This is a genomic window from Streptomyces sp. NPDC017943 (genome assembly GCF_044328425.1).
Classification (GTDB): Bacteria; Actinomycetota; Actinomycetes; order Streptomycetales; family Streptomycetaceae; genus Streptomyces; species Streptomyces djakartensis_A.
Window position 1 is genome coordinate 183,673 of the sequence record NZ_JBIRHH010000006.1, and the last position, 24,728, is coordinate 208,400.

At 71.3% G+C, this 24,728-nt stretch carries 22 protein-coding genes and 2 tRNA genes; 12 read left to right on the forward strand and 12 right to left on the reverse strand.

The window, feature by feature from the left end; translation table 11 throughout:
- Window positions 1–114: 114 nt before the first annotated feature.
- From ACH4C6_RS20875 to ACH4C6_RS20895, 5 genes are read left to right on the forward strand one after another with little or no spacing between them, the layout of a single operon-like run.
- Window positions 115–507, forward strand: coding sequence for a hypothetical protein (locus tag ACH4C6_RS20875; protein ID WP_398110080.1), 393 nt, complete (start codon window positions 115–117; stop codon window positions 505–507).
- A complete protein-coding gene (locus ACH4C6_RS20880) occupies window positions 504–1,142 on the forward strand; it encodes a DUF5819 family protein (protein ID WP_398110081.1) in 639 nt (212 codons plus the stop codon). Before ACH4C6_RS20875 ends, ACH4C6_RS20880 begins: the two co-directional genes overlap by 4 nt.
- An 8-nt stretch (window positions 1,143–1,150) precedes the next feature.
- Entirely contained in the window at window positions 1,151–2,245 is a 1,095-nt protein-coding gene (locus tag ACH4C6_RS20885) for a hypothetical protein (RefSeq protein WP_398110082.1), read from the forward strand.
- A gap of 22 nt (window positions 2,246–2,267) precedes the next feature.
- On the forward strand, window positions 2,268–2,774 hold the full coding sequence (locus ACH4C6_RS20890) for a hypothetical protein (RefSeq protein ID WP_398110083.1): 507 nt from the start codon (window positions 2,268–2,270) through the stop codon (window positions 2,772–2,774).
- The gene (locus ACH4C6_RS20895; protein ID WP_398110084.1) at window positions 2,771–3,631 is read left to right on the forward strand and encodes a serine hydrolase domain-containing protein; all 861 of its coding nucleotides are present in this window, start codon (window positions 2,771–2,773) and stop codon (window positions 3,629–3,631) included. Before ACH4C6_RS20890 ends, ACH4C6_RS20895 begins: the two co-directional genes overlap by 4 nt.
- A 285-nt stretch (window positions 3,632–3,916) precedes the next feature.
- Here the strand turns inward: ACH4C6_RS20895 and ACH4C6_RS20900 are convergent, their stop codons facing one another.
- Window positions 3,917–4,861, reverse strand: coding sequence for a helix-turn-helix transcriptional regulator (locus ACH4C6_RS20900; protein ID WP_398110085.1), 945 nt, complete (start codon window positions 4,859–4,861; stop codon window positions 3,917–3,919).
- A 435-nt stretch (window positions 4,862–5,296) separates the two neighbouring features.
- On the opposite strand from ACH4C6_RS20900, the gene ACH4C6_RS20905 reads away from it, so the two are divergent.
- Window positions 5,297–6,352 carry a glycoside hydrolase family 6 protein gene (locus tag ACH4C6_RS20905; protein WP_398110086.1) on the forward strand — a complete coding sequence of 352 codons (1,056 nt, stop codon included), beginning with the start codon at window positions 5,297–5,299 and terminating at the stop codon, window positions 6,350–6,352.
- 93 nt (window positions 6,353–6,445) lie between these two features.
- On the opposite strand, the gene ACH4C6_RS20910 is transcribed toward ACH4C6_RS20905, so the two are convergent.
- From ACH4C6_RS20910 to ACH4C6_RS20920, 3 genes are all read right to left on the reverse strand, one after another.
- On the reverse strand, window positions 6,446–8,386 hold the full coding sequence (locus ACH4C6_RS20910) for a galactose oxidase-like domain-containing protein (protein WP_398110087.1): 1,941 nt from the start codon (window positions 8,384–8,386) through the stop codon (window positions 6,446–6,448).
- Entirely contained in the window at window positions 8,383–10,383 is a 2,001-nt protein-coding gene (locus ACH4C6_RS20915) for a glycosyltransferase family 2 protein (RefSeq protein ID WP_398110088.1), read from the reverse strand. The genes ACH4C6_RS20910 and ACH4C6_RS20915 overlap by 4 nt, the downstream gene beginning before the upstream one ends.
- A 623-nt stretch (window positions 10,384–11,006) precedes the next feature.
- A tRNA-Lys gene (locus tag ACH4C6_RS20920) sits at window positions 11,007–11,080 on the reverse strand.
- 198 nt (window positions 11,081–11,278) lie between these two features.
- Here ACH4C6_RS20920 and ACH4C6_RS20925 point away from each other — a divergent pair.
- The 4 genes from ACH4C6_RS20925 to ACH4C6_RS20940 all read left to right on the forward strand — a co-directional run bounded on the left by ACH4C6_RS20925 (window position 11,279) and on the right by ACH4C6_RS20940 (window position 15,166).
- The gene (locus ACH4C6_RS20925; RefSeq protein WP_398110089.1) at window positions 11,279–12,595 is read left to right on the forward strand and encodes a peptidoglycan-binding protein; all 1,317 of its coding nucleotides are present in this window, start codon (window positions 11,279–11,281) and stop codon (window positions 12,593–12,595) included.
- A gap of 136 nt (window positions 12,596–12,731) precedes the next feature.
- A complete protein-coding gene (locus ACH4C6_RS20930) occupies window positions 12,732–13,853 on the forward strand; it encodes an SPFH domain-containing protein (protein WP_398110090.1) in 1,122 nt (373 codons plus the stop codon).
- Between the two features lie 101 nt (window positions 13,854–13,954).
- A complete protein-coding gene (locus tag ACH4C6_RS20935) occupies window positions 13,955–14,560 on the forward strand; it encodes a lytic polysaccharide monooxygenase (RefSeq protein ID WP_398110091.1) in 606 nt (201 codons plus the stop codon).
- Between the two features lie 108 nt (window positions 14,561–14,668).
- A complete protein-coding gene (locus ACH4C6_RS20940; RefSeq protein ID WP_398110092.1) occupies window positions 14,669–15,166 on the forward strand; it encodes a hypothetical protein in 498 nt (165 codons plus the stop codon).
- 45 nt (window positions 15,167–15,211) lie between these two features.
- On the opposite strand, the gene ACH4C6_RS20945 is transcribed toward ACH4C6_RS20940, so the two are convergent.
- The 7 genes from ACH4C6_RS20945 to ACH4C6_RS20975 form a co-directional block, all read right to left on the reverse strand.
- Window positions 15,212–15,288, reverse strand: a tRNA-Lys gene (locus tag ACH4C6_RS20945).
- A 52-nt stretch (window positions 15,289–15,340) separates the two neighbouring features.
- Entirely contained in the window at window positions 15,341–16,147 is an 807-nt protein-coding gene (locus ACH4C6_RS20950) for an IclR family transcriptional regulator (protein ID WP_398110093.1), read from the reverse strand.
- 197 nt (window positions 16,148–16,344) lie between these two features.
- Entirely contained in the window at window positions 16,345–17,130 is a 786-nt protein-coding gene (locus ACH4C6_RS20955; RefSeq protein WP_398110094.1) for an amino acid ABC transporter ATP-binding protein, read from the reverse strand.
- A complete protein-coding gene (ehuD, locus tag ACH4C6_RS20960) occupies window positions 17,120–17,770 on the reverse strand; it encodes an ectoine/hydroxyectoine ABC transporter permease subunit EhuD (RefSeq protein WP_398110095.1) in 651 nt (216 codons plus the stop codon). The genes ACH4C6_RS20955 and ehuD overlap by 11 nt, the downstream gene beginning before the upstream one ends.
- Window positions 17,767–18,468, reverse strand: coding sequence for an ectoine/hydroxyectoine ABC transporter permease subunit EhuC (gene ehuC / locus ACH4C6_RS20965; RefSeq protein WP_398110096.1), 702 nt, complete (start codon window positions 18,466–18,468; stop codon window positions 17,767–17,769). Before ehuC ends, ehuD begins: the two co-directional genes overlap by 4 nt.
- Window positions 18,465–19,391, reverse strand: a complete 927-nt coding sequence (gene ehuB, locus ACH4C6_RS20970) for an ectoine/hydroxyectoine ABC transporter substrate-binding protein EhuB (RefSeq protein ID WP_398110097.1) — start codon at window positions 19,389–19,391, stop codon at window positions 18,465–18,467. Before ehuB ends, ehuC begins: the two co-directional genes overlap by 4 nt.
- 120 nt (window positions 19,392–19,511) lie before the next feature.
- Window positions 19,512–20,459: a D-2-hydroxyacid dehydrogenase gene (locus tag ACH4C6_RS20975; RefSeq protein ID WP_398110098.1), complete on the reverse strand. Its 948-nt coding sequence runs from the start codon at window positions 20,457–20,459 to the stop codon at window positions 19,512–19,514.
- 312 nt (window positions 20,460–20,771) lie between these two features.
- On the opposite strand from ACH4C6_RS20975, the gene ACH4C6_RS20980 reads away from it, so the two are divergent.
- Both ACH4C6_RS20980 and ACH4C6_RS20985 read left to right on the forward strand, forming a co-directional pair.
- Window positions 20,772–21,500 (forward strand): aspartate/glutamate racemase family protein, encoded by a 729-nt coding sequence (locus ACH4C6_RS20980; protein ID WP_398110099.1) that lies wholly within the window; start codon window positions 20,772–20,774, stop codon window positions 21,498–21,500.
- Window positions 21,501–21,649: 149 nt separating this feature from the next.
- Entirely contained in the window at window positions 21,650–22,747 is a 1,098-nt protein-coding gene (locus ACH4C6_RS20985; protein ID WP_398110100.1) for an LLM class flavin-dependent oxidoreductase, read from the forward strand.
- On the opposite strand, the gene ACH4C6_RS20990 is transcribed toward ACH4C6_RS20985, so the two are convergent.
- Complete coding sequence (locus ACH4C6_RS20990) at window positions 22,717–24,582, reverse strand: putative bifunctional diguanylate cyclase/phosphodiesterase (protein WP_398110101.1); 1,866 nt, start codon at window positions 24,580–24,582, stop codon at window positions 22,717–22,719. The genes ACH4C6_RS20985 and ACH4C6_RS20990 overlap by 31 nt on opposite strands.
- Window positions 24,583–24,728: the final 146 nt, after the last annotated feature.

The following is a 24,728-nucleotide window of genomic DNA, read 5'->3' on the forward strand; positions in this document are numbered from 1 at the left end:
GTAATGATCGCTTCACACCGGTGGTTCTCAGTCGGTTCAGGAGAAGCGAGAAATCGAGAAGGCCTGCGGCCGGCCGATTCCATCGGTCAGTGAAAACAAAAACAGGGGAGAGAAATGAAGAAGGGCATCACGGCAGCCGGCCTCATGCTGGGGGCGGCCGCCATGGTGGTGACCACCCAGGTCTCGGCCCAGGCCCAGCCGGCCGTGCCGACGACTCCGGCGGTCCAGCAGGCCGCCGCCGTCAACGCCGAACCGGAGATGAAGCCGGCCGCCATCGGCGGTCTGGTGCGGGTGGCCGGCAGGGCTGTCGGCAAGGCCGCCACCAAGGCCGGCAAGGCCGCCAAGAGCGCTGCCGAGAAGGGCTATGTCCACGCCAAGGCGGCGGGCAGTACCAAGGCCGTCCGCAACTCGGTGGGCAACATGGTCCGCATCGCCAGCCTCGGCTCAGCTCCGGCCAACACCGGTGCCGCGCAGGCCGAGTCCGTCGAATCGATCTTCGACAAGTGACGGACCACTCCGTGGCCAGGAGGGCGGCGCTGCTGTGCGGCGCTGCCCTCCTGGGCGTGTACTTCGCTCTGGCAGCCTTCTCCCAGGCGCCGCTGAGCCCCGCCAAGATCCGCTATGGCGACAAAGTCAACAGTGCGCTCAGCCCCTATTTCACGCAGGACTGGTTGCTTTTCGCTCCCGAACCCTTGGCCGACGACCGCGGGATTCTCGCCCGGGCCTCCTGCTCCGGCGGAAACAGAACTCCCTTCTATGACGTGACCAATCCCTATATCGAGCGCACGCAGAAAGACAGGTTCTTTCCCTCACGCATGTCCCGGCTGGTGTCCGGCGGAATGCAGTCCATGGAGAACAGCGACCCGTTCCTGAACCGGGTGCGGCAGCAGGAGGCGGAGCGCGACAAGCCCGTCCTGCCACCCCTCCCCTTCGAGAAGCGCAGCCGGGAGAGCGCCGAACTGTTCCTCGCCCGCTACTCCCTCACACAGATGCCGGGCGTGTGCGACGGCGAGCCCGAGAAGGTCCAGGTGCGGGTGTATGTGCACGAGTTGCGCCCCTGGTCCAAGCGCAACGACCCCAAGGCGAAGGAACCGGTCCACGTCGAGGACCTGGACTGGCACAAGGTGGGTGACCTGCAATGAGAGGGGCGATGGGCCGGACCGTCGGCTTCACCGCGCTGCTGGACCGCCTGAGCGGTTCCCCCGCCGCTGTGACAGGGGTGTCCGGGACGCGGGCCCTGCTTGGGTTCATCGGCTTTATGTTCTACGCCGGCAACTACGGTGAGCGCGGCTACCTGTTCGGCCCAGAGGGCGTGTACCGGTGGCAGGACTTCATCGACGGCCTGCACGATAATGGCACGTTCAGCCTCTACGCGCTCAGCACGTCGGGGGCGTGGTTCGAGCTCGTCTTCCACCTGGGCATGATCGCCGCGCTGGCGGTCACCTTCGGTGTCGGCGGCCGGCTGGTCCTTGCCGTCCACTGGGTGTTTCTGTGGTCGGTGTACCAGCGCATACCGCTGATCCTCGACGGGGGCGACAACCTCGCCTACATCGTGCTGCCCATGCTGCTGCTGACCAACTGCTACGACCGGTTCTCCTTCTCCACCGGCCTCGTACGGCGCTGGTCCGGCCGCGTGCCCGCCGTGGTGCGCGCCATGACGCCCGCGCTGCACAACCTGGGCGTCGTCGCCGTCGCCGCCCAGATCTGCCTGGTCTACATCGTCAGCGGCCTCTACAAGGTCCAGGGCAGGATGTGGCAGGACGGAACGGCCCTCTTCTATGTGCTGCGCATACCCGAGTTCGAATGGCCGGGGGTCTCCCGGCTGCTGTACGAGAACGACCTGCTGGTCATGGCGGGCACCTACGGTGCCACGCTTTTCATGGTCTACTTCCCGCTCGGCGTCCTCGTCCGGAGCCTGAGGCCGTGGGCCGCGCTGGGCTCCATCGGGCTGCACCTGTCCATCGCCCTGCTCATGGGGTTGACCAGCTTCGCGCTGACCATGGTGGCCTGCGACCTGATCTTTCTCAGCAGGGGGGTCGACGCGGGACTGCGGCGCGCCCGGGCAACCGGCCGGCGGCTGAGCAGCGTCCTACGAGACCGGAAGGTGTGGCCGGAAGGGGACGCCCCGCTCACCACGGCCGACAACACCGGAGACACAGGGGTTTTGACGCGTACCGCCGAGAAGAGGGGTTCGATCAGTGGCAGAACAGAGCAGGCCGACCACACCGCCGAACGGACGGCCTGACGGGTCAGCCGGTACGGGCACGATGGTCGGGCTCTTCTGGTTCGACCGGAACGGGTGCTGGCTCGGGGCCCCGGCCGGTGAGGAGGGGACGGGGGTCCGCCTGACCGACGAAGGGCTCACGCCCGTCGGCACCGCGGCAGCCGGACCGCTGAGCTGGTCCGTGACCGAGCGGGTGACCGTGCCGGACGCCCCCGCCCGCTCGGGCTTCCAGCGCCGTCTGCGTACCGCCGTCGACCTGGCCACGACCATGGCGGGATTCGGTGGCCCGGACACCGGTCACGGAATGACGGTGTGCGTCACCCACGCCGGTGGAGAGAGCGAGTACGCCGTTCACTCGGCTGCCGCGGTCGCCTACACCGAACGGGAGGTCGAGCTCTCTCACCGGCTGCTGGCCCGGTTCGTCTCCGGTGAACTGCGTCCCAACGTGCTCACGGAGCGGTGGCGGTCCGCCGGTGCGCGCTCCGGTCCGAAGCCGCAGGAGCGGGAGGCCTTCCTGGAGCGGCTGCTGGCCCTGCCGGCGCGACCGTGAGCCCGCTGCTGCCCCGGCGCGCCGTACCGGAATGCGTGCTGCGGCCGGGGCGTGAGCCCCGCACCTCGCACGGCCACGCAGCGGACCGGTTCGTCGAGATCGGCTCACTGACGAAGGTGCTCACCGGAACGGCCCTGACGCGTATGGCAGCGGCCGGGCTGCTGGATGTCGACGACCCGGTGGAGCGGTGGCTGCCTCAGGCGCCCGCGTCCGGCATCACCCTGCGGCACCTGATGGAACATACCTCGGGGCTGCCCCGCACTCCCCCCGGGGTGAAGGGCCTCAGCCGCGACCCGTACGCCGCGTTCGGCCCGCGGGCGCTGGAGGAGACACTCACCCGGCTCGACCGCATTTCGACGAGCCCAGCCGGTCTGCGGCAGGAGTACTCGAACCTGGGGTACGCCGTGCTGGGAGCGGCTCTCGTCGCCGCCGCACGACAGCCGTATCCGGACCTGCTGCGCAGGCATGTCCTGGGCCCGCTGGGCGTCGCCGATGAGGTGCTGGTCGCCCCGCCCGCCGACCGCACCCTGCGGGCGAAGGGCCGCTTCGGCGGCCATCGCGCCGCCTGGACCATGAGCGGGGCCATCCTGCCCGCCGGTGGTCTGTGGGCCACGCCCCGAGCCCTGGCCGCCGTGGTCAGCGGCCTGCTGGTGGAGCGGAAACTCGGTGCTCCTTCCCCCGCGTGGCAGACGGCGGGCCGACTGCTCTGGCACAACGGGGCCACCCGGGACGCCTCCGTCTTCGCCGGTGCGTTCGCCGACACCGGGGACTGGGTGCTCATCCACCGCATCGGCGGCTCACCGGACGACACCGACCGGATCGGCCTCGACGTCCTCGCCGAGTCACGCCCGCGATAGCGGGAAGCACGTACGTCACCGACCGGCCGGGAGGGCCCTTCCGAACGTTCGTGGCCGGAGGGAGGGCAGGGTCAGGTTTCACCAGCCGGTCAGGCGGTCGTCGACTGCCGACCTGGAGGCACGCGCTTAACGGCCCGCGGGACGCGCAAGGGCCGTGACGGCTCGCCGAGACCGCACCGTCACCATCGCCTCGATCCTTCTCCGGATCTGACCGGCGAAGACGATCTCAGGTGCATGCCTCGGGCCGGCTCCGGAGGGCACAGTGCTCTCCGGAGCCGCTCGCGGTCAGATCCAGCCGCGCTCGCGCGCGATCAGTGCAGCCTGGGCCCGGTTGCCCGCGCCGAGAGCCGCCAGCAGTTCCGCGATGCGCCGGCGGTACGTCCGTACCGAGATACCCATCGCCCGTGCTCCGGCCTCGTCCTTGCCGACCTGGCACATCAGGGTGAGGATCTGCCGCTCGCCCTCCGTGGGCGAGGCCGTGACCGGGCGCTCGTCGTCGACTGGGATCCGGGCACCGTCCCAGAGCCTGTCGAACAGGGCGCGGACACTTTTGACCAGACTGCCCTCCTGGACCACCAGCACGTCGCGTGACGCGTCCGGGGCGTCCTCGGCCACCACCGCGATCCGGCCGTCGTACACGAGCATGTGCTCGCCCAGCCGGTCCACCACCCTCACCTCGGCCCCGTGCCGGGCGAGGCTCCGGAGCCGGGACAGCGCCGACTCCTGGTGCAGCGCCTCGCCCGCCACGACGACGCGCACGCGCACCCCGCGCCGCAGGGCGCGCAGGAGCGCCGGTTGCTCGGGACCGGCGGACGGCTGGGCGGAGAGGATCTCCCTGCGGGTGAAGAGGGCCAGACGGTCGATCCGCTCGCGCACAGTCGTGGTGTCCCGCAGCCGCTCGATGCGCTCCGCCGGGAAGGCGCCCGGCTCTTGGGCGGCACGCAGCTCACCCACCAGCCGGTGGGACCGGGTGATACCCCGCAAGTCCCGCTGCAACTGCTGTAGGCGCAGATCGGTGAGCCGGTCGACGGCGGCCTCTGGCGCGATCGCGAAGACCTCGTCCTCCTCGACGATCTCCAGCAGGCCCAACCGGCACAGGCGCTCCACCGCGCCGTCCACCGCTGACCGGGACACGCCCTCGATCTCCGCCTGAGCCTGGGACGCGCCATGGTGGTGCAGGAAGTACTGATAGACGTCACCTTCTTGGGTGGAGAGCCCGAGAATCGACAAATCCACTTTGTGCAACGATTCCCCCATATGTAAAGCGTCAGTCGAGGGGGTGTGGGACCAAGCCTGCGGGGTGGTCAGCCCACGCAAGAAGCGGCGGTTCCGTGCAGCTCGACCGAAGTATCTACTTCGGAGCGCCGCACCCCCCTTAGTTTTTCCGGCCACCGCCACAACTCGCGGCAGTGGGACATGGTTTGAACGAAGGTTAGCGCAGGGGGGCGAAGGGCTCGCCGAGGGGGAACGATCACGCAGCCGAGGTGAATCATCGGCCGCAGGACGGGCACCGCTGAGAATTCCGGACGCGACGGCTCCGGGTGTCGGACGGGTGCTGATCGCGCGGTATCGGCGGCACCGGCGTACATGAAGTGAGCACCCACGGGCGCCACGGGACGTATGTCAGGATTGAGCCTTGTACGGGTGTACCCGAGGGGGAGTGGGATGTACGGCAGCAGGGGGGTCGGGGCGTCTGGGGGGAGGCGGGCGTCCGCGGTGGTGCTGGGGGCGGCACTGCTGGTCACGGGGTGTTCCTCCGGCGACGGAGGGGACGGCAGGGACGGCAGGGACGGCAAGGACGGCGCCGGGGCCGCGGGTGCGGGGGACACCCGGCAGCCCCCGGGGAGCGCCCCGTTCTGGGTCAACCCGGACGGCACGGCGGCACGGCAGGTGGCCGCCCTGGAGAAGGCCGGCAAGAAGCGGGAGGCCGGGCAGATCCGCCGCATCGCCGAACAGCCGGTCGCCGAATGGATCGGACCGGACGACCCGGAGGAGCAGACGCGGGGCCTGACCGAAGCGGCCGACGAGGCGGGCCGCACCGCGCTGCTCGTCCTCTACAACATCCCGCACCGCGACTGCGACCAGTACTCCCAGGGCGGCGCCGCCGACGGCGACGCCTACCGCGCCTGGGTGGACGGCGTGGCCGCGGGCATCGGCGACCGGTCCGCCACCGTCGTCCTCGAACCGGACGCGCTGCTCCACCTCGTGGACGGCTGCACCCCGCGCGAGTACCACGAGGAGCGCTACGACCTCCTCGAAGGCGCGGTCACCGCGCTGAAGGCGCTGAAGAACACGAAGGTCTACCTCGACGCGGGCAACGCCGGCTGGCAGGACCCCGACCGGATCTTCGCGCCCCTGGAGCGGGCGGGCATCGCCCGCGCCGACGGCTTCTCGGTGAACGTCTCCAACTTCTACTCCACCGAGGACTCCCTCGCCTACGGCAAGCGGCTGTCCGCCAAGGTCGGCGGCAAGCACTTCGTCATCGACACCAGCCGCAACGGCAACGGCCCCTACACCGGCGGCGATCCGGACGAACGCTGGTGCAACCCGCCCGGCCGCGCCCTGGGTGAGACCCCGACGACCCGGACCGCCGACCCGCTGGTCGACGCCTACCTGTGGGTCAAGCGGCCGGGCGAGTCCGACGGCGAGTGCAAGGGCGGCCCCAAGGCCGGCCAGTGGTGGCAGGACTACGCCCTGGGCCTGGCGAAGGCCACCGGCTGACGTGATGCCCGGGCCGCCGGCCCACCGACGGCGTGCCAGGGGCGCCCCCCCCGACGGGAGGCGCCCCTGGCGCGCGGGAGACCGGCCGCGGTCCTACGGCACCTTCACCCACCGGGCCCTGCTCGGTGTGCCGTCGGCGTTCGTCACGAACAGCATGTACCAGCCGGACTGCACCAGGTTGCGGTTCTTCGGCACGGTCACCTTCAGCTTGTCGCCGTCGGCCGTGAAGTCCAGGGCGATCGACCGCTGGTCGACATCCGTGACGTGCGTGGCCGCACTCGGCCGGATCAGCCGGACCTTCTCGACCTTCGCCGCGTCCCGCGAGGTGAACGTCCCCGTCCCGCCCCGCTGGAGGGTCCGCGGACCGCCCGACAGCTCGGGTCGCTCCGCACCGCCGTACAGGTACGGCGGTGTGTAGATCTCGATGCGCTGCTCGAACTCGCCGGGCTTGGTGTTGGCCTCGTCGCCGTAGAGCGAGTCGGAGCCGAAGAACATCACGCGGCCGTCGGGCAGCAGGATCGACCCCGAGTGGTAGTTGCGGCCGACCAGCGGGTCGGCGACGCGCCGGAGCTCGTTCTTCTCCGTGTCGTAGAGCCGCGCCTCGAAGATGTCGGAGTCGCCGCGACCGCGGTAGTCCTCCGAGCCGCCGGAGATCAGCACGCTGTCGTCGGGCAGGATCGAGGCGTTCGGGTAGCGGGTGCCCCTGTCCAGGGAGGGGCCGTCCACGAAGCGCGGGTCCGGCTTCTTCAGGTCGACGATCCGGGTCTTCTCGCTGGACCTCTCGGACTCGCCGACGCCGCCGCCGCCGACCACCATGTACTTCTCGTCCTGCGCCGGCGGCAGCAGCACCGTGCCGGACGTCTCCATCAGGGTGGGGTCGCTCAGACCGGGGATCTTCGAGAACGCGTTGGTGTCCACGTCCCACACGCCCGGCTCACGGCCCACGTCGTCCGGCCCGTAGCCCGCGTTGGACCCCGAGTAGAAGACCTTGCCGTTCTGCATGAGGAACAGCGCCGGGTAGGTCGGGAACTGCCGGACCTTGCCGGTGTAGGCCCACTTACCGGTCTTCGGGTCGAACACCTCGTTCTTGCCGGGGACGAGCTGGCCGATGTCGTCGAGGCCGGAGACGCTGAGGACCTTCCCGTCGCTCAGGGTGGTGAGCGTCGGGTACCAGCGGGCCTCCTTCATCGGGTCGACCTTGATGTACTTCTCGGCCACCGGGTCGAACTCGTAGGCGTCCCGGATGCCCTGGAAGTCCTTCTTGTCGAGGGCGAGTTTCTGCGCGATGCCGTAGGTGTTCCGGGCGTCGGCGCCCTTCAGGCCGTGCACCCGGTAGTTGTCCTGCGTGCCCGTCTCGTACTTCTTGCCGCGCCTCTGCGCCTCGACGTAGATCCGGCCCAGCCCGGGGTCGTTGCGCAGGAACCTCCCGGTCGCCTTGTCGAAGACCTTCTTCGCGCGCGGGACGAGCACCGGGTCCTTGGAGACGAACGTCCGGTGGTTGTCCTTGCCGGTGAACGCCGTGCCGGCGGGCAGCGTGATCGGCTCGTCCGGGTTCTCGTTGTGGACGATCATCAGGCCGCCGGCCTTGGTGACGTCGCCCTTGAGCTTCTCGTAGCGCTTGGTGCCGCCCGCGATCAGCAGGTTGCCGTCGGCGAGCTGCGTGTGGCCGGTGCAGAACAGGTCGGCGGGCGTCGGGACCTTCTTGACGGTGCCCCGGACCGGGTCCCAGATCCGGGTGTCGAACTTCTTCGCGTCGAAGTTGTCCTGGTCGTTGCCCGACCCCGCGACCAGCAGCACCTTGCCGGTGCGCAGCAGCGCCGCGTGGATGGTGTTCTGCCGGTACTCCTCGGGGAAGTCGACGATCTCCCACTTGCCGTTGGCGGCTTTGTACTCCGGCTTGTTGATCGTGTACTGGTGGTATTGCGCGGTGCCGAAGCGGTAGAGCCACGGCCCGTTCATCCCGGCCAGCGCGAGCACCACCGCCGTGCCGATGGCGAGTCGACGGGCCCGGCGGCGGCCTGCACGGTCGTTCATTCCTTACGTCCCCCAAGTCCACCAAGGGCGATCTGCATGGTCTGGCCGGCTCCCTGGGCCTCCCCCTGCGCGTCGGGGGCGGCGGCCCAGCCGGGCGTGTGCCGCGGGGTGTGCGGCGTCTGCGCCCGCGCGGCGGCAGGTGGCTGCGTGCGGTGCGGCGCCTCGGGGTCCTGCTCCGCGCCCCCGGCGTCGCCGCCGGGCCCCCTGGCGTCCTGCCGCAGTTGCCAGCGCCAGGCGAACACCGGTGAGGCCGTGATCAGCAGCGCGAAGGTCGCCCAGGTGATCATGGCCGGGTGGGCGTGGCCCAGGGTGAGGCCGGCCGCGATCGAGCCGCCGAAGACCAGGACGAAGTACCAGTGGTAGCGGAACGTGCCGAACCAGCGGTCCGGGCTCGCCGAGTCGCCCTTGGGCGTGACCACGAACTTGCTCTTGCGCCGCAGCACCGAGTCGATGAGCGCCTTGGCGTACAGCGGCGCCGACAGCGCGGACATCACCATGCCGGCCACCCCGCCGGAGCCCTCGGGCTCGTGCGGCGAGACGTTGTGCCGGCGGTTCCAGACGTACAGGCCGATCTGCAGGGCGGAGGCGTTGCCGTAGAGCATCAGCCACACGGCCGGGTCGATGTTCACACCCGAGGCGCCCAGCCCCAGGAACAGGCAGCAACTCAGCGCCGCCAGGATCCAGTTCAGGGCCGACATCGGGTAGAAGATGATCATCATGGTGTAGTTGAAGAGCTTGCCCGGCGGCAGCGAGTACCAGCCCTTCCAGTACTGCTTGAGGATCGTCTCGTACGTCCCCCGCGACCAGCGCATCTGCTGGGTGAAGAAGTCCGTCCAGGCGCTCGGGCCCTCACCGACGGCGAGCACGTCCGGGGTGTACACCGAGCGCCACTTGCGGCCCGTGGCCGGGTTCTTGTGCCGGTGCATCTCGAAGCCGGTGGCCATGTCCTCGGTGATCGAGTCGTACAGACCGCCGATCTGCTTCAGCGCCGTGATGCGCACCGCGTTGGACGTACCGACGAACATCGGGGAGCCGTAGCGGTTGCCCGCGCGCTGGATCAGCGCGTGGAAGAGGAACTGCTGCGACTCGGCGGCCTTGGTGATCGGGTTGTCGTAGTTGCCGTAGACCTGCGGGCCGATGACGAAGCCGACGTCCGGGTCGCGGAAGAAGCCGAGCATCCGCTCCAGGTAGTTGGGCAGCGGCACGTGGTCGGTGTCGACCGAGGCGAAGAAGTCGTAGTCGTCGCCGTGCGCCTCCAGCCAGGCGTTGTAGTTGCCGTGCTTGGTCCTGGCGCGGTGCGGGCCGGCGGCCTGGTTCCACTGCGCGACGCCCTTGCGGGAGAAGTGGTGCACGCCCAGGCGCTCACAGACCGCCTTCACCTCGGGGTCGTCGCCCTCGTCGAGCAGCCAGACGTGCAGCAGACCGCGGTGGCGGATCCTCACGGCCGCCTCCAGGGTCTTCGTCACCATCTCCAGCGGCTCCTTGCCGGGCACGAAGGAGGTGAGGAAGGCCACTCTGGTGCCGGTCTCGGGCACCACCGGGACCGGGTCCCGGGCGACCAGCGTGGCGTGCGCGTTGGACAGCACGTTCATGCAGCGGAAGAACTCGATCAAGCCGATCGACACGAGCATGACCATGTCCAGCGCGGGCAGCCAGGCGAAGGCCGGGTGGTCGCGCTCGGTCCAGTGCTCGGGCTGGAGCAGCCAGAACAGCAGCACCAGGGAGAGCACGGGCGCCGCGGCCAGCATCAGGGCCACCCGGACGCGGTGCGGTTCTCCGGAGATGAGCGAGCGGTACTGCACCCGGTACGGCTTGCGCGGATCGGGTTGGGTGAGGGGACCTGCGAGCCGGCTGTAGTGCTCGTAGTCGTAGCGCGGCAGCGTCTTCCTGATCCGCCGGAACGTCCCCGTGGTGCTCATCCGGTGAGCCGGCACCCTCAGCCGGGTGGTCCGGGACGGGTCGTGGTCTGGCCGGGCACCCGTGGGCCTCGACGTCATGAGTCTTCCCCCCACACGCGGACAGCCGCGTGTCGCGTAGCTTTCGTGCCGCCTGCGGGTCCCCCTAGACCGGAACAGGCGTATTCAGTGATATGCCGCGATCACCACGTCATTCCCACCCATAGACGTGGAAAAGCGACCTTCCGGTTGCAGATGCGTCCCACGGCATCGCGTCTCGGTCCGGGAGCCCCTACTCCCGCCGCTCCGCCCAACCGGTACGGATCCCCCCAACTGCCACGAAGTCGCAGCTTTCTGATGAACCAGGGGCCCAGCGTTCTACGGCGTCCCTCATGATCGCAAGATGCGCAACACGGTGTTCACCGGTCATACGCGCTCATTATGGTGCGCACAGGAGCCTTGTGGGGCGGGTGTGGACAAAAAGGCGCGGATGTGCTCGACGCGCTCCCCCCGGCCCTTCCCGCTCGCGCCGCGTCCGTGTACGCGCTCGGCAGCAGGTACGGGCGGCGGGTGCGTCCCGTTCACGGCGAGAGGGTATCCGGCCCCGCGGGCGACGGGTGGGTGTTCTCCGCAGAGAAAGGTTTCAGCCAAGGAAGTCGGCGGTGCGGGACGACTCCGGGCACGCGAAAGGCCCCCCGCTTCCGCGAGGGGCCTTCCACCGTCTGTGCGCCGCCAGGGACTCGAACCCCGGACCCGCTGATTAAGAGTCAGCTGCTCTAACCAACTGAGCTAGCGGCGCCTGCTGACACGGAAACTCTACAGGACGCCCGGGGGTGCTCCGGACCACCCCCGGGCGGCCCGGGACGCCCCGGGCGGGTCCCGCGTACATCATTCGGACCGTCAGCATGCGCGTGCGGAAGACAGTTGCGAAACTGGCGACGCGCTCCCGCACGTGCACGGGTGCCGTACATTCCGCCGGAAGTGTGAGGGGAATCGCATGGAGTCTCCGGTATTCGAGGAATTCGACCCCGCGAGCGACTGCGACTGTCCCGGCTGCGTGCACTGGCGGCGGGTCCTGCCGCATTCCCGGGCCGGCCGCGGGGCCGCCCACCCGGCCGCCCACCGGGCGCTCGCCCTGGCCGCCGTGGCCTCCGCCGCCCTCGGTGCGGGGCACGCCGTACCGGCCGTCGCCGCCCCGCACGCACCGCACCGCCCGGGTGGTCTCCCCGCAGGTGAGGAGCCCGACACGCCGCAGGGGGAGCGGGCCCCGCTGCACGGTCCGGGTGGGCGCCCGGCGCCGCAGTCCAGCGCGCCGAAGCCCACCGCCATCACCCGAGCGGAGATCATCGACCGGGCCAAGATCTGGGTCGCGGCGAAAGTGCCGTACAGCATGAGCGCGTACTGGTCCGACGGTTACCGGCAGGACTGCTCCGGCTATGTCTCGATGGCCTGGAAACTGCCGGGGAACGAATGGACCGGAAGTCTCGCCCAGTACGCGGAACGGATCACGAAAGAGGAACTCCAGCCGGGCGACATTCTGCTGTTCCACAATGCGGCCTCCCCGACCAGCGGCTCCCACGTCACCCTCTTCGGCGGCTGGACGGACGCGGCGCACACCACCTACACCGCCTACGAGCAGACCCGCCCCCACACCCGCCGGCAGTCCACCCCGTACGCCTACTGGAGCGACTCCGACCGGTACGTCCCCTACCGCTACAAGGGCGTCACCGCCGAGGAGCCCGCGCCCGAGCCGGGCGGCGGGAACCCGGGCGCCCCGGCCGTGACGCCGTATCCGGGGGCGGTGTATTTCGGCCCCGGCGCGAACAACCCGTACGTCACCCGACTCGGCCGCCTGCTCGTCGCCCGGGGGGCCGGGGGCGCCTACGCCGCCGGCCCCGGACCCCGCTGGACCGACGCAGACCGGCGGGCGACCCGGGCCTTCCAGCAGGCGCAGGGCTGGACGGGCGCGGACGCCGACGGGCTGCCCGGCCCGCTCACCTGGGAGCTGCTGGTCACGGGCAAGGGCAAGGACGTCACGGGCGGGGTGGCGGGGCCGCCGCCCGCCTCCCACGGCGTGCCCGGTTACCCGGGGCGGGCGCTGTTCCGGCCCGGCGCCGACAACGCCTACGTCACCCGGCTCGGGCAGCAGCTCGTGCGCAAGGGGTACGGCAGGTTCTACAGGGTCGGGCCGGGCCCCCGCTGGACCGAGGCCGACCGGCGGGCCGTCGAGGCGTTCCAGCGCACCCAGGGCTGGCGCGGCGGTGCGGCGGACGGCTACCCGGGCCCGGAGACCTGGCGGCGGCTCTTCTCGTGACGCCGGCGGCCGGCGGTGCCCGGCCCCCCGGGCCGCGCCTCCGGCCGCCGGCCCCGACCCCCGGCCGGGCCCGTCGAACGGGCCCGGCGGCGGGACCACCGTTGTGACGCATCTGGCGCGGAGGCTGGAGGCACGCATGAGTACGACCACTTCCCACACGTCCGAGCCCGACCGACCGGCCGAAGGGCCGGCCCGGCCCGCCCGGCTCATCCAGAACGAGTCCACCACCGAGATCCCCGTCCACCTGCTGTTCCGCGACGACCCGGACCCGGCGCCGGTGGCGCTGAAGCCGGCGGTCGTGGGCCGCAGGCACGGCACGGGGGAGCAGCCGCGCCTGCGCCGGCCGGGGGCCGTGCCGGTCCGCCCGGTGCCGCGGGCCGACCCGGACCTCGCGGAGCGGCCCGCGCGGGTGCTGCCGGGCGCGGCCGGCGTGCTCGCGGGGCTGTGCGGGGCGGCGGGGTGCGCGGCCACCTCCTGGTGGGCGGGGGTACTGCCGCCCCTGGTGGTCCAGGCGCTGGGTCTGCCGGCCGTCTCCGGGGCCGGGCTCGGCCCCGCGCAGTGGGCGGCGTACGCGGGTGCCGGTGCGCTCGGCCTGTTCGGATTCGGCGGACTGGCGCGGGGGCGTACCGGCCGGGCCTGGGTGCTGGATCTGTTCGGCCGCTACCGGGGGACGGTGCGCCGCTCCGGGCTGCTGTGGGTCAACCCGCTGCTGCTGCGGCGCCGGGTGGACGTGCGGCTGCGGCACTGGCGCAGCGAGCCGGTCCCGGCGGCCGACGCGAGCGGGGTCGCCCTGCGTGTGGTGGTCCTGGTGGTCTGGCGGGTGCGGGACACCGCCCGGGCGACGCTGGGCGTCGAGGACCACGAGACGTACCTGCGCGAGTGCGTCGAGGCGGCGCTGGCCCGGGTGCCCGTGGAGATGCCGGGCGGGGCCCGGGGCCCGGGGGGTGCGGCGGGGGAGGCGCTGACGCGCCTGGTGGCGGCGGACGCGGCACCGGTCGGCCTGGAGGTGTACGCGGTGCAGCCGCTGCGGGTGGAGTACGCCCCGGAGGTCGCCGCCGCGATGCACCGCCGCCGGATCGCGGCACTGGACGCCCAGCACCGGGCGAGCGTGCTCACCTCGGTCGTGGACTCCGTCGAGGACACGGTGACCCGACTGACCATGCGGGGACTGGTCGAACTGGACGACTACGAGCGGAAGGTGCTGGTGAAGGACCTGACGGTGGCGTTCTGCTCGGGCCGCGGGGAATCAGCTCCGTGATTGGTATGGACATGTTCAACTAACGGTCCTACGCTCGCCTTGGTCTAGACCTTCATGCACGGCTCACTGAACCCTCCCCCACGTTTCCCAGGAGCGGCAGCATGCGCACAAGGACCAAGGCGTCCGCACTCGCGGTGGGACTGGCCACGACCGGAGCTCTCTTGCTCTCCTCCGGCGGGGCCAGCGGCCACGGCTACACCGACCTCCCCATCAGCAGGCAGAAGCTCTGCCAGAACGGCACCGTGACCAACTGCGGCTCCATCCAGTGGGAACCGCAGAGCGTCGAGGGGCCGAAGGGCTTCCCGGCCTCCGGACCGGCCGACGGGCAGATCTGCAACGGTGGCGTCGGCCACTTCAGTCAGCTCAGTGCGCCCAGGACACCGTCCGGTGCGGCCTGGCCCGCCACGAAGGTGACGGGTGGTCAGAACTACACGTTCCGCTGGCAGTTCACGGCCATGCACGCCACGAGCGACTTCAAGTACTACATCACCAAGCCGGGCTGGAACCAGAACCACAACCTGTCCCGGTCCGACCTCAACCTGACGCCGTTCTTCACGGTGCCGTACAACGGCCAGCGGCCGCCGTCCACGCTCTCGCACAGCGGCCGGCTGCCGTCGGGGCTGAGCGGCCGTCATGTGATCGTCGCGGTGTGGACGGTCGCCGACACGGCCAACGCGTTCTACGCCTGCTCGGACGTCACCTTCTGACGCCCTGCGCACCTCTGAGGTTCTCTTGAGTCACCGGCGCGGCCGGCGTGGGTAGGTTCCTGCCACGCCGGCCGCTCGGGTCCGGCGCAACGACCTCGGGGGTGCGCGATGGACGTGGTCATCTACGTCGTGCCCGGTGTGATCATGGCTCTGGCGCTCTTCATGGCCTACCGCGTCGTACGGCGCTGGCTGCAGATCCGCGGCGCCTGGAACAGCGGGCTGACGGCCGAGGGGCGCTGCCTGCGGGCGTACACCACGGTGAGCGGCGGGCACGGGGACACCTCCGTGCGGACCACGCTCCACCACGTCTACGAGTTCATCGCCCAAGACGGCCGGGTCGTCCGCTTCGAGGAGGACGGCGGCCCCGGCACGACCGTCGAGGGCGACTACGTCACCGTGTACTACAGCGGCGGCCCCCGGGTGGTGGCCACCGCCCAGCCGCCGAGCCGGGTGCGGCAGACCGCGAGCGCCGTCGGCGCCCTGGTCTTCCTGGGCGTGATCGTCGTCTTCTGCGCCGGTTTCGTGACCGCCTACGGCCAGACCTTCGGCTCGTCCGGCGACATCGTCTTCAGTGTGGACGACAGCGGGACGTCCCAGCTGCCCTGAGCACGTCGAAGGGCCCCTCGCTCCCACGAGAGGCCCTTCGACGTATGGTGCGCCGCCAGGGACTCGAACCCCGGACCCGCTGATTAAGAGTCAGCTGCTCTAACCAACTGAGCTAGCGGCGCATGACTCACGCCGACCGCCGGAACGTGTTCCGCGGCTGGCGACGAGAAAATACTACCCGGCCCGGAGGGGTGCTCCGGACCACCTCGACGGCAGGCCCTGGATCGCCAGGGAGAGCAGGACCGGGGCCGCGCTGCGGTTGAGGGTCTCGGCCGCCCGGCGCAGGCGGTGGGCCTGTTCGACGGGCAGGGACAGGGCCAGGCAGCCGGCGGAGGATCCGGCCGTGATCGGGACGGCCGCGCACACCGTGCCGACCGCGTACTCCTGGAGGTCCAGGACCGGCACCGTCGGCGGCTGGGCCTCCAGCCGGGACAGCAGCAGCCGGTCGCTGGTGATGGTGCGCGAGGTCAGGCGGGCCATCCGGTGGCGGGCCAGGTGGTCGCGGCGCCCGGCGTGGTCGAGCTGGGTGAGCAGGCTCTTGCCGATGGCGGTGGCGTGGGCCGCGGAGCGGAAGTCGACCCACTCGTGGACCCTGGGCAGGGCGGGACTGTCGGCGTACTGGGTGACGCTGATCTCGCCGTCGACGTAGCTGCTGATGTAGACGGCCGCACCGACCGCGTCGCGCAGCCGGTCGAGGGTCTGCTGGAGTGTGTCCCGCAGGGCCTGCTCGTGCTGCCGGACGGAGGTGAGGCGGGCCAGGGTCTCGCCGGTGACGTACGAGCCGTCGGCGATCTGCTCGACGTAGCCCTCGCGGCGCAGCATGCGCAGCAGCGCGGTCAGCCGCTCGGGGTCGATGCCGGTGTGCCGGGCGAGGCCGGCGCCGGTGACGCCGCCGGGTCGGTGCGCCACGGTCTCCAGCACGCGCAGCGCGTCCTGGGCCGAGTGGTGTGGGGTGGTCGGCGGCTCGTGCTTCAGCGCCACGGTGGTCTCCCCCTGCGCTTGCTGTAGGGCCGTGATCCGGTCGGTCGACCTGTTCCAGGCTAGCGGGCAAACGCCGTGTGCGGAGCGGGGGTTGACAAGATTCCGGGCCGCCCGAACTGGGGCAACGGCACCCGGGCACATGCCGGCGGCATGCCCCGGTCCGGGCGGTCCGTGTTCTGCCTGGTCACCACGTGTAGTCAGAGGACTGCGCTGAGGAACTCCCGGGTGCGGTCCTTCTCCGGCTCGCTGAACATCTTCTCCGGCGGGCCCGACTCGATGATGCGACCGGAGTCGAGCATCAGTACCTGGTCGGAGATGTCCCGGGCGAAGTTCATCTCGTGGGTCACACAGAGCATCGTGATGTCGGTGGAGCGGGCGATGTCCCTGAGGACGTCGAGCACTCCCGCGACCAGCTCCGGGTCGAGCGCGGAGGTGACCTCGTCCAGCAGCAGCACCCGGGGGCGCATCGCCAGGGCCCGGGCGATCGCCACCCGCTGCTGCTGGCCGCCGGAGAGCCGGCCCGGGTGCGCGTCGCACTTGTCGGCCAGGCCCACCAGGTCGAGCAGCCCCTTGGCCCGCTCCACCGCCTCGTCCTTGGACAGGCCGAGGACGGTGACGGGCGCCTCGGTGATGTTCCGCAGCACCGTCATGTTCGGGAACAGGTTGAACTGCTGGAACACCATCCCGATCTTCTTGCGGACCTCGCGGACCTCCTTGTCGGAGGCCGGGAACAGCCGCTGCCCGTCCACGGTGATGGTGCCCTCGTCGGGCTTGGCCAGCGTCATCAGCAGCCGCAGGATCGTGGTCTTGCCCGATCCGGAGGGGCCGATGAGGGTGACGTGCTTGCCGGCGTCCACGGAGAAGTCCAGGTGGTCCAGGACGGTGTTGTCGCCGAACCGCTTGGTGACCTGCTCCAGCCGGATCAGCTCGCCGGTGCTCCCGGTGGGGTTCTTCTCGGGGTCGGTGCGGATGTCAGTGGGCAAGGCGACGCTCCAGGGCTCGCAGGCCAAGGCTGGCCAGGTAGGAAATGACGATGAAGGCCACGCCGATCAGCGTGACGGGCTCGGTGAACCGGAAGCTCTCCTGCGCGAACAGCCGCGCCTCGCCGAGCATCTCCAGCACCGTGATCGCCATCAGGATCGGGGTGTCCTTGAGCATCGCGATGACGTAGTTGCCGAGGGCCGGGACGACCCGGCGGATCGCCTGCGGCAGGATCACGGCCGTCCAGGTGCGGCGCAGCGGCAGGTTCAGTGCCGTCGCCGCCTCCCACTGGCCGGCCGGCACCGCCTCGATGCCGGCGCGGTAGACCTGCATCGTGTACGTCGAGTAGTGCAGTCCGATGCCGACGACACCCGTGGTGAGCGCCGAGAAGGCCACGCCCCACTCGGGCAGCACGTAGAAGAGGAAGAACAGCTGCACCAGCAGCGGGGTGTTGCGGACGAACTCCGTGACCGCCCCGACCGGCCAGGTCACCCAGCGCGAGGGCACCCGCATCATCAGCGCCCACACCAGGCCCAGCGCGAAGGAGATCACCGAGCCGAACAGCAGCGCCTGAAGGGTGACCAGCAGGCCGTCCCAGAAATGCGGCATGAAGTCGGAGACCGCGCTCCAGTCCCAGTTCATCGCACCGCCTCCACCACGACCGGCTCGGGCGCCCGCGTCGCACCGCCGGGCCCCTTCCCGACGCCCGCCTTCAGCTTCCGCTCCAGCCCGCGCATGCCCCGCGTGAGCAGGAACGCGATCACGAAGTAGATCAGCAGGACGTACGTGTAGACCCCCGCGCTCTCCTGGAGCGCCAGCCGCACCAGATTGCCGCTGAACGCCAGGTCACCCATGCCGATGATCGACACCAGGGCGGTCCCCTTGAGCAGTTCGACGAGCAGGTTGGAGAACGGCGGGATCATCTCCGGCACGGCCTGCGGCAGCAGGATCAGCCGCATCCGCTGCCAGGGCGTGAAGCTGAGCGCGATCCCGCCCTCCCTCTGCGCCGGGTCGACCGCGTTCAGCGCGCCGCGCACGATCTCGGAGCCGTACGCCCCGTAGGTCAGGCCGAGTGCCAGCGTGGCCGCCCACAGGGGCACGAGCTGCCAGCCGAAGGTGATCGGCAGCACGAAGAACACCCAGAAGATCATGATCAGGGCGGAGGTGCCGCGGAACACCTCGGTGTAGAAGCCCGCGAGGAAGCGGACGATCCACAGCCGGTGCGTGCGGGCGATGCCGACGACGAAGGAGACCGCCGTGGCCAGCAGTGTGCCGAGGACGAGCAGCTGGATCGTGACCCAGACGCCCTTGAGTACCAGTTCCCACAGTCCCGAGGTCATCCGCCGCACAGCTCCTTCGCGGTCAGGTCCGTCATCTCGGCCTCGGTGAAACCGAAGGGCTTGAGGATGCGGAACAGCTCGCCGCTCTTCTTGAGCTTGCGCAGCTCCACGTTGAAGGCGTCGCGCAGGTTCGTCTCGGTCGGCCGGAAGGCGAACGCGCCCCCGTCGACGTGGGGTTTGCCGCCCACCAGGGGCTTGAACGGCTCGGTCGCCTCCGCCTTGGCGGACTTCTTCACGACCTCGCGCACGGTCAGCGCCGTCCCGGCGAACACGTCCACGCGTCCGGCCTCGACGGCGTTGAGCCCCGCGACCTGGTCCGGGACGATGAGGATGTCGCTCTCCTCGTACCCCGCCTCGACGGCGTACTGGATCTCCGCGTAGCCGGTCCCGGTGGCGAACGCGGCCTTCTTCTCGACGACGTCCTCGTAGCTGCGCAGCCCCTTGGGGTTGCCCTTGCGCACGATGAACGCGTCGAGCATCTGGTAGTCGGGGTCGGAGAAGACGACCTGCTCGCAGCGCTCGGGGTTGACGTACATCCCGGCGGCGACGACGTCGAACTGCTGGGAGTTCAGGCCGGGGATAAGTGAGCCGAACTCGGTCGGCACCGGTTGCACCCGGTCGACGCCGAGCCGCTTGAAGATCACTGCGGCGAGTTCCGGTGCCTCGCCGGTCAGTTCGCCGTTCCTGTCGATGTAGCCGAACGGGATCTCGCCGGCGATCCCCAGGCGGACGACGCCCGCCGCGCGGAGCCGGTCGAGGAGGTCACCGCCTTCGACGTCCGAGGCGGTGGCCACCCGGCTGCATCCGGTGGCGCCCAGCGCGCCGAGCGCCGCCACCCCCGCGAGCAGCGACCGGCGTGTGGGTCTCGGACCGGGCCTCGGTATGTGTTCCGGACTTCTCGGGCTTCTGTGTGGTGGAGCCATGGGCGCGCGGCTACCCGAACGCCTCCGGGTTATGCAGGTCTTTTCAAGCCCCGCACGCCTGCCGTACGGACCGGCCGGCCGGGTCCGGTGCCCGCGGGGACGTCCGCCCTCCCCGGCACGTCACGGCCCGGGAACGTATCCGCGGCTCTTGTCCACCACGTTCCTCAGCGGCTCACCGGCCGCCCACCGTTCGAAGAACTCCACGAACTGCGCCGCGAGTTCGTCCCGCCGGCCCTCGGTGTCGCCGCTCATGTGCGGGGACACGATCAGGCCCGGCACCCGCCACAACGGGCTGTCCCCGGGCAGCGGTTCGGCCTCGAAGACGTCCAGGGCGGCCCCGGCGATCCAGCGCTTCTCCAGGGCCTCGGCGAGGGCCTCCTCCACGACCAGCGGGCCGCGGCCGACGTTGACGAACCGGGCGGAGGGCTGCATCACGCCGAAGCGGCGCGCGTCGAACATGCCGCGCGTCCGCTCCGTGAGGGGTGCCGCCGCGATCACCCAGTCGGCGCGCGACAGCAACCGGTCCAGGTCCTCCGGGCCGTGCACCCGGGCGCGCGCGGTCCGTCCGACCAGTGCCGTCGTGACCCCCAGGGCCTTCAGCGTGCGGGCCACGGCCCGGCCGACGGGACCGGACCCGACCACCACCGCCCGGCTGCCCGCCACCTTCCGGGACTCCCGGTGCCGCCAGGTCCGCTCGCGCTGGAGGTCCAGCGTCCGGGGCAGATCCTTGGCCATGGCCAGCACCAGCGCGGCGACGTACTCGGCGACCGGCTGGTCGAAGACCCCCCGCGCGTTGGTCACCACCGTGTCGGAGGCGGTGAGTCCGGGGCACATCAGATGGTCCACACCGGCACTCGCGGTGTGCACCCAGCGCGGGCGCGGGCCCTCGCCCGGCCAGGCGTCCGCCACGGCCCGCGAGGTGAAGTCCCACACCAGCAGGACGTCCGCGTGCGGAAGACGCCGGGCGAGTCCGGCCGCGTCGGTGTGCTCGACGCGAGCGCGTCCGGTGAGCCGGCCCAGACGGGGGAGCGGCTCGGCGTCCAGGACGAGCAGGGTGGGGGTGGGCATGAGCAGCCGTTCCTCCAGCCGTTCGGCGGATCCGGCCGGCGCGGACGCCGGGCGGGGACGGCAAGGGGCCCGGAGCCGGCCGGGCGGGAACCCGGGCGGACCGACCACGCTGGCACCCTTGGCCCGCGGCCGTCAACACACACCGTCGCCCGCCCGTCGCCCCCCCCCCGTGAGACCGGTGCCCCGGCGGGGGCCGCGCCCAGCCGCACGACCCCGCGAACTCGGCCAACCCGGTGACGGAGACGGGCGGCGCTGCGTCGACTGGGTACCCGGTCCCCGAGTACGGAAAGCAGAGCAGCAGGAAGGCTGGACATGACAGCGCTGGGATTCCTCTACCCGGGCCACTCCGCCGACGACGACTATCCGCGCATCGAGCAGCTGCTGGGCAGCGACATCCGGGTGGACCTGGTGCACACCGACCTCGGTGAGGAGAGGCACCGGATCGACACGACGGCGGCGGGCGACGCGGCCGGGCGCCTGGCGGCCGAGGTGCAGGAGCTGCGGCACGCGGGCGCGGACGCCGTGGTCTGGGCGTCCACGAGCGGCGGTTTCGTGCGCGGCTGGGACGGCGCGCAGGACCAGGTCCGCACGCTGGCCCAGGCAGCCGGCATGCCCGCCTCCTCGACGTCCTTCGGCTTCGTGCACGCGGTGCGGGAACTGCGGGTGCGGCGGGTCGCGGTCGGTGCGGCCTACCCGGAGGACGTGGCGCAGCTCTTCGCGCAGTTCCTGCGCTCGGACGGTGTCGACGTCGTCTCGGTGCACGCCTCCGGCGGCACCGCGGCCGCCGCGGGCGGCTGGGGCGAGGCCGAACTCCTCGCCCTCGCCCGCGCGTCCGACCACCCCGACGCGGAGGCACTCCTGCTGCCCGGCACGGACCTGCGCACCGCCGCCCACATCCCGGCCCTGGAGAAGGAACTCGGCAAGCCGGTCCTCACCGCCAACCAGGTCACGGTCTGGGAGGCCCTGCGCCTGGCGGACCGCCGCGTGAACGCCCCCGAGCTGGGAGCCCTCTTCACCCGCGAACCGATCGTCCAGGTCTGATCGTCCAGGTCTGATCGTCCAGGGCTGACGCCGGGGCGCTGTCCGCGGCGCCCGGCCGGCCGGGTCCCCGTGGTCCGGGAACAAACGGAGACAGTCCCCTGTTACAGCCGGAACGACAGCACACGGCCCACAGCAGGAGGCACCCCACCGTGGCGGCAGACGAGATTCGCGGCGCAGCGCAGGGCAGCGCCCCCGTCCCCCTCTCCGTACTGGACCTGGTCACCGTGGGGGCCGGCCGGACCGCCTCCGACGCGCTGCGCACCAGCGTCGAGCTGGCCCGCCTCGCCGAGCGCCGCGGTTTCCACCGGTACTGGGTCGCGGAGCACCACTCCATGCCGGGTGTGGCCTCCTCTTCCCCGGCCGTGATCCTGGCCCACCTCGCCGCCCACACCGACCGCATCCGCCTCGGCTCGGGAGGAGTGATGCTGCCCAACCACGCCCCGCTCGTGATCGCCGAGCAGTTCGGGACGCTGGAGGCCATGGCCCCCGGCCGCGTCGACCTCGGTCTCGGCCGCGCCCCGGGCACGGACGGCGCCACCGCCGCCGCCCTGCGCCGCACCGAGCGGCTGAACGAGGGCGCCGACGACTTCCCGGAGCAGCTCGCCGAGCTGATCCGCTTCCTCGACGACGACTTCCCCGACGGGCACCCCTACCGCCGCATCCACGCCGTGCCGGGCCCCGTGCAGGCCACGTCCCCCGGCGGTGTCCAGTCCCCGCACCGCCCGCCGATCTGGCTGCTCGGCTCCTCCGGCTTCAGCGCCCGGCTGGCCGGCGTCCTCGGGCTGCCCTTCGCCTTCGCGCACCACTTCTCGGCGCAGAACACCGTCCCCGCGCTCGACCTGTACCGCGAGTCCTTCCGGCCGTCCGCCGTGCTCGACCGGCCGTACGCCCTCATCGGCGTCTCCGCGCTCGCCACGGACGACGAGCGGGAGGCCCGCCGCCAGGTGCTGGCCGCCGCCCTCAACATGGTCCGGCTGCGCACCGGCCGTCCCGGCCTGGTGCCCACCCCCGAGGAGGCGGAGGCGTACCCGTTCAGCCCCATGGAGCGCGAGTTCGTCGACTCCTGGAACGCCAACGTCGTCCACGGCACCCCGGACGAGGTCCGCTCCGGCCTGGACGACCTGGCCAAGCGCACCGGCGCCGACGAACTGATGATCACGGCCAACGCGCACGGCGCGGACGTCCGCGTCCGCTCCTACGAGCTGATCGCCGACGCCTACGGATTGCCGACGCCCGCCTCGGCCTGAACGCCCGGCGTGCCCAGCAGCTCGGAGATGCGGTCCGGCGGCACCGGCCGGGAGTAGAGCCAGCCCTGCCCGGTGTCGCAGCCGATGCTGCGCAGCCGGGTGGCCTGCGCGGAGGTCTCCACGCACTCGGCCGTGACGGTCAGCCCGAGCCGGTGCGCGAGCTGGATCATCGCCTCGACGACCACCTGGTCGGCCGGGTTGGCCCGCGCGGCGGCCTCCCGGTCGTCGTACTGGAAGCCCCGCACGAACGAGCCGTCCAGCTTCAGCGCCGACACGGGCAGCCGGCTCAGGTAGGCGAGGTTGGAGTAGCCGGTGCCGAAGTCGTCGATGGCGATGCGCACGCCCATGTCGCTGAGGGCCTTCAGCGTCTGCAACGGGCGGCCCGCCGAACCCATCACGGCCGACTCGGTGAGTTCCAGCTGCAACAGGCGCGGTTCGAGTTCCGTCCCGGCCAGGACCTCCGCCACGTCCGCCACCAGGTCGGAGTCCCAGATCTGGCGCACCGCCACGTTCACGCTGACGAAGATCGGCGGCTCGCCGGGGTGGTCCAGCTGCCAGCGGCGGGCCTGCTCGCAGGCCGTGCGCAGCACCCAGCGGCCCAGCGGGACGATGGAGCCGTCCTCCTCGGCCAGTCCGATGAACCGATTCGGCGTCAGTACGCCGAACTGAGGATGATTCCAGCGGATGAGCGCCTCGACGCCGTGCAGCCGGTCGTCCTCCATGCCCACCAGCGGCTGGTACTCCAGCCGGAACTCGCCCCGGTCGATGGCCGGGCGGAGCGTGGAGGCGAGGGCCTGCCGGGTCATGCGGTGCGCGTTGCGCTCCGGGTCGAACAGGGTCCAGCGGGCCTTGCCGTCGGCCTTCGCCCAGTACAGCGTCGTGTCGGCCGCCTGCATCAGGGCCGTCGGGGTCGTCCCGGCCGCATGCCGTTCGACCACCCCGATCGACGCCGAGACCGACAGCCGCTGCCCGGAGAGGTCGAACGGGTCCTGGACCGCGCGCAGCGCCGACTCGGCCAGCTCGGCCAGCTGTTCGGTGCCGGTGGAGTCCTCCACGAGGAGGGCGAACTCGTCCCCGCCGAGCCGGGCGACCAGCGGGACGGTGGTCCGGGAGTGCCCGGCCTCGTCCGCGCAGCGCATCAGGCGCTCGGCGACGGCGGCCAGCAGCCGGTCGCCCACGCGGTGGCCGAGGGTGTCGTTGATGGCCTTGAAGCCGTCCAGGTCCAGGTAGCACAGCCCGATCCGGCCGGTGCCGCTCTGCTCGTACGACTCGGCTTCCAGTGCGGCGGACAGCCGTTCGAAGAACAGTGTGCGGTTGGGCAGCCGGGTCACCGGGTCGTGCATCTGCAAGTGGCGCAGCCGGGCCTGGAGTTCGCGGCGGGCGCTGATGTCGGCGACCGACAGCAGGACGCCCTGGTCCTCGGCCGGCAGGGGGGCGACCGTCACCTGCACCCACAGCGAGTGCCCGTCGGGGTGCTTCAGGCGGCGGGTGCAGCGCAGCCGGGACTGCCGGCCGCGCAGCACCTCGCGGTAGGCGTGCCAGGTGCGCGCGTCGGAGGTGAGGTCGACCAGGTCGGCGGCGGCCGATCCGGCGAGTTCGTCCGGCCCGCTGCCGAGCAGCGCGGCGAGCGCGTCGTTGGCGCTGACGACGGCGCCCTCGCGGTCCACGACGGCCATGGCGAGCGGGGCGGCCGTGAAGACGGAGCGGTAGGGCTGCCGTGACGGGGTCTCGGTACGGGGAGACGTGTCGATCTCACTCTCTGTGACGACCGGCCGGTCGAGGTCTGCCGCGGGCGCCGGTCCTTCTGAGGTTCCGCTCACCGCTCGCTCCCGCATGTATTCGATCTCTGTCCGTGCAGGAAAGGTCAGGAAAGTGTGCCGATCATAGAGGCTGGCCCCAGGGCCTTCCAGCCGGTGTCCGGCGTTCCGGTCCGCTCCACGCTGCTGCCAGATCGTTTCTGCTCGGCCTTGGACGGCTTCTT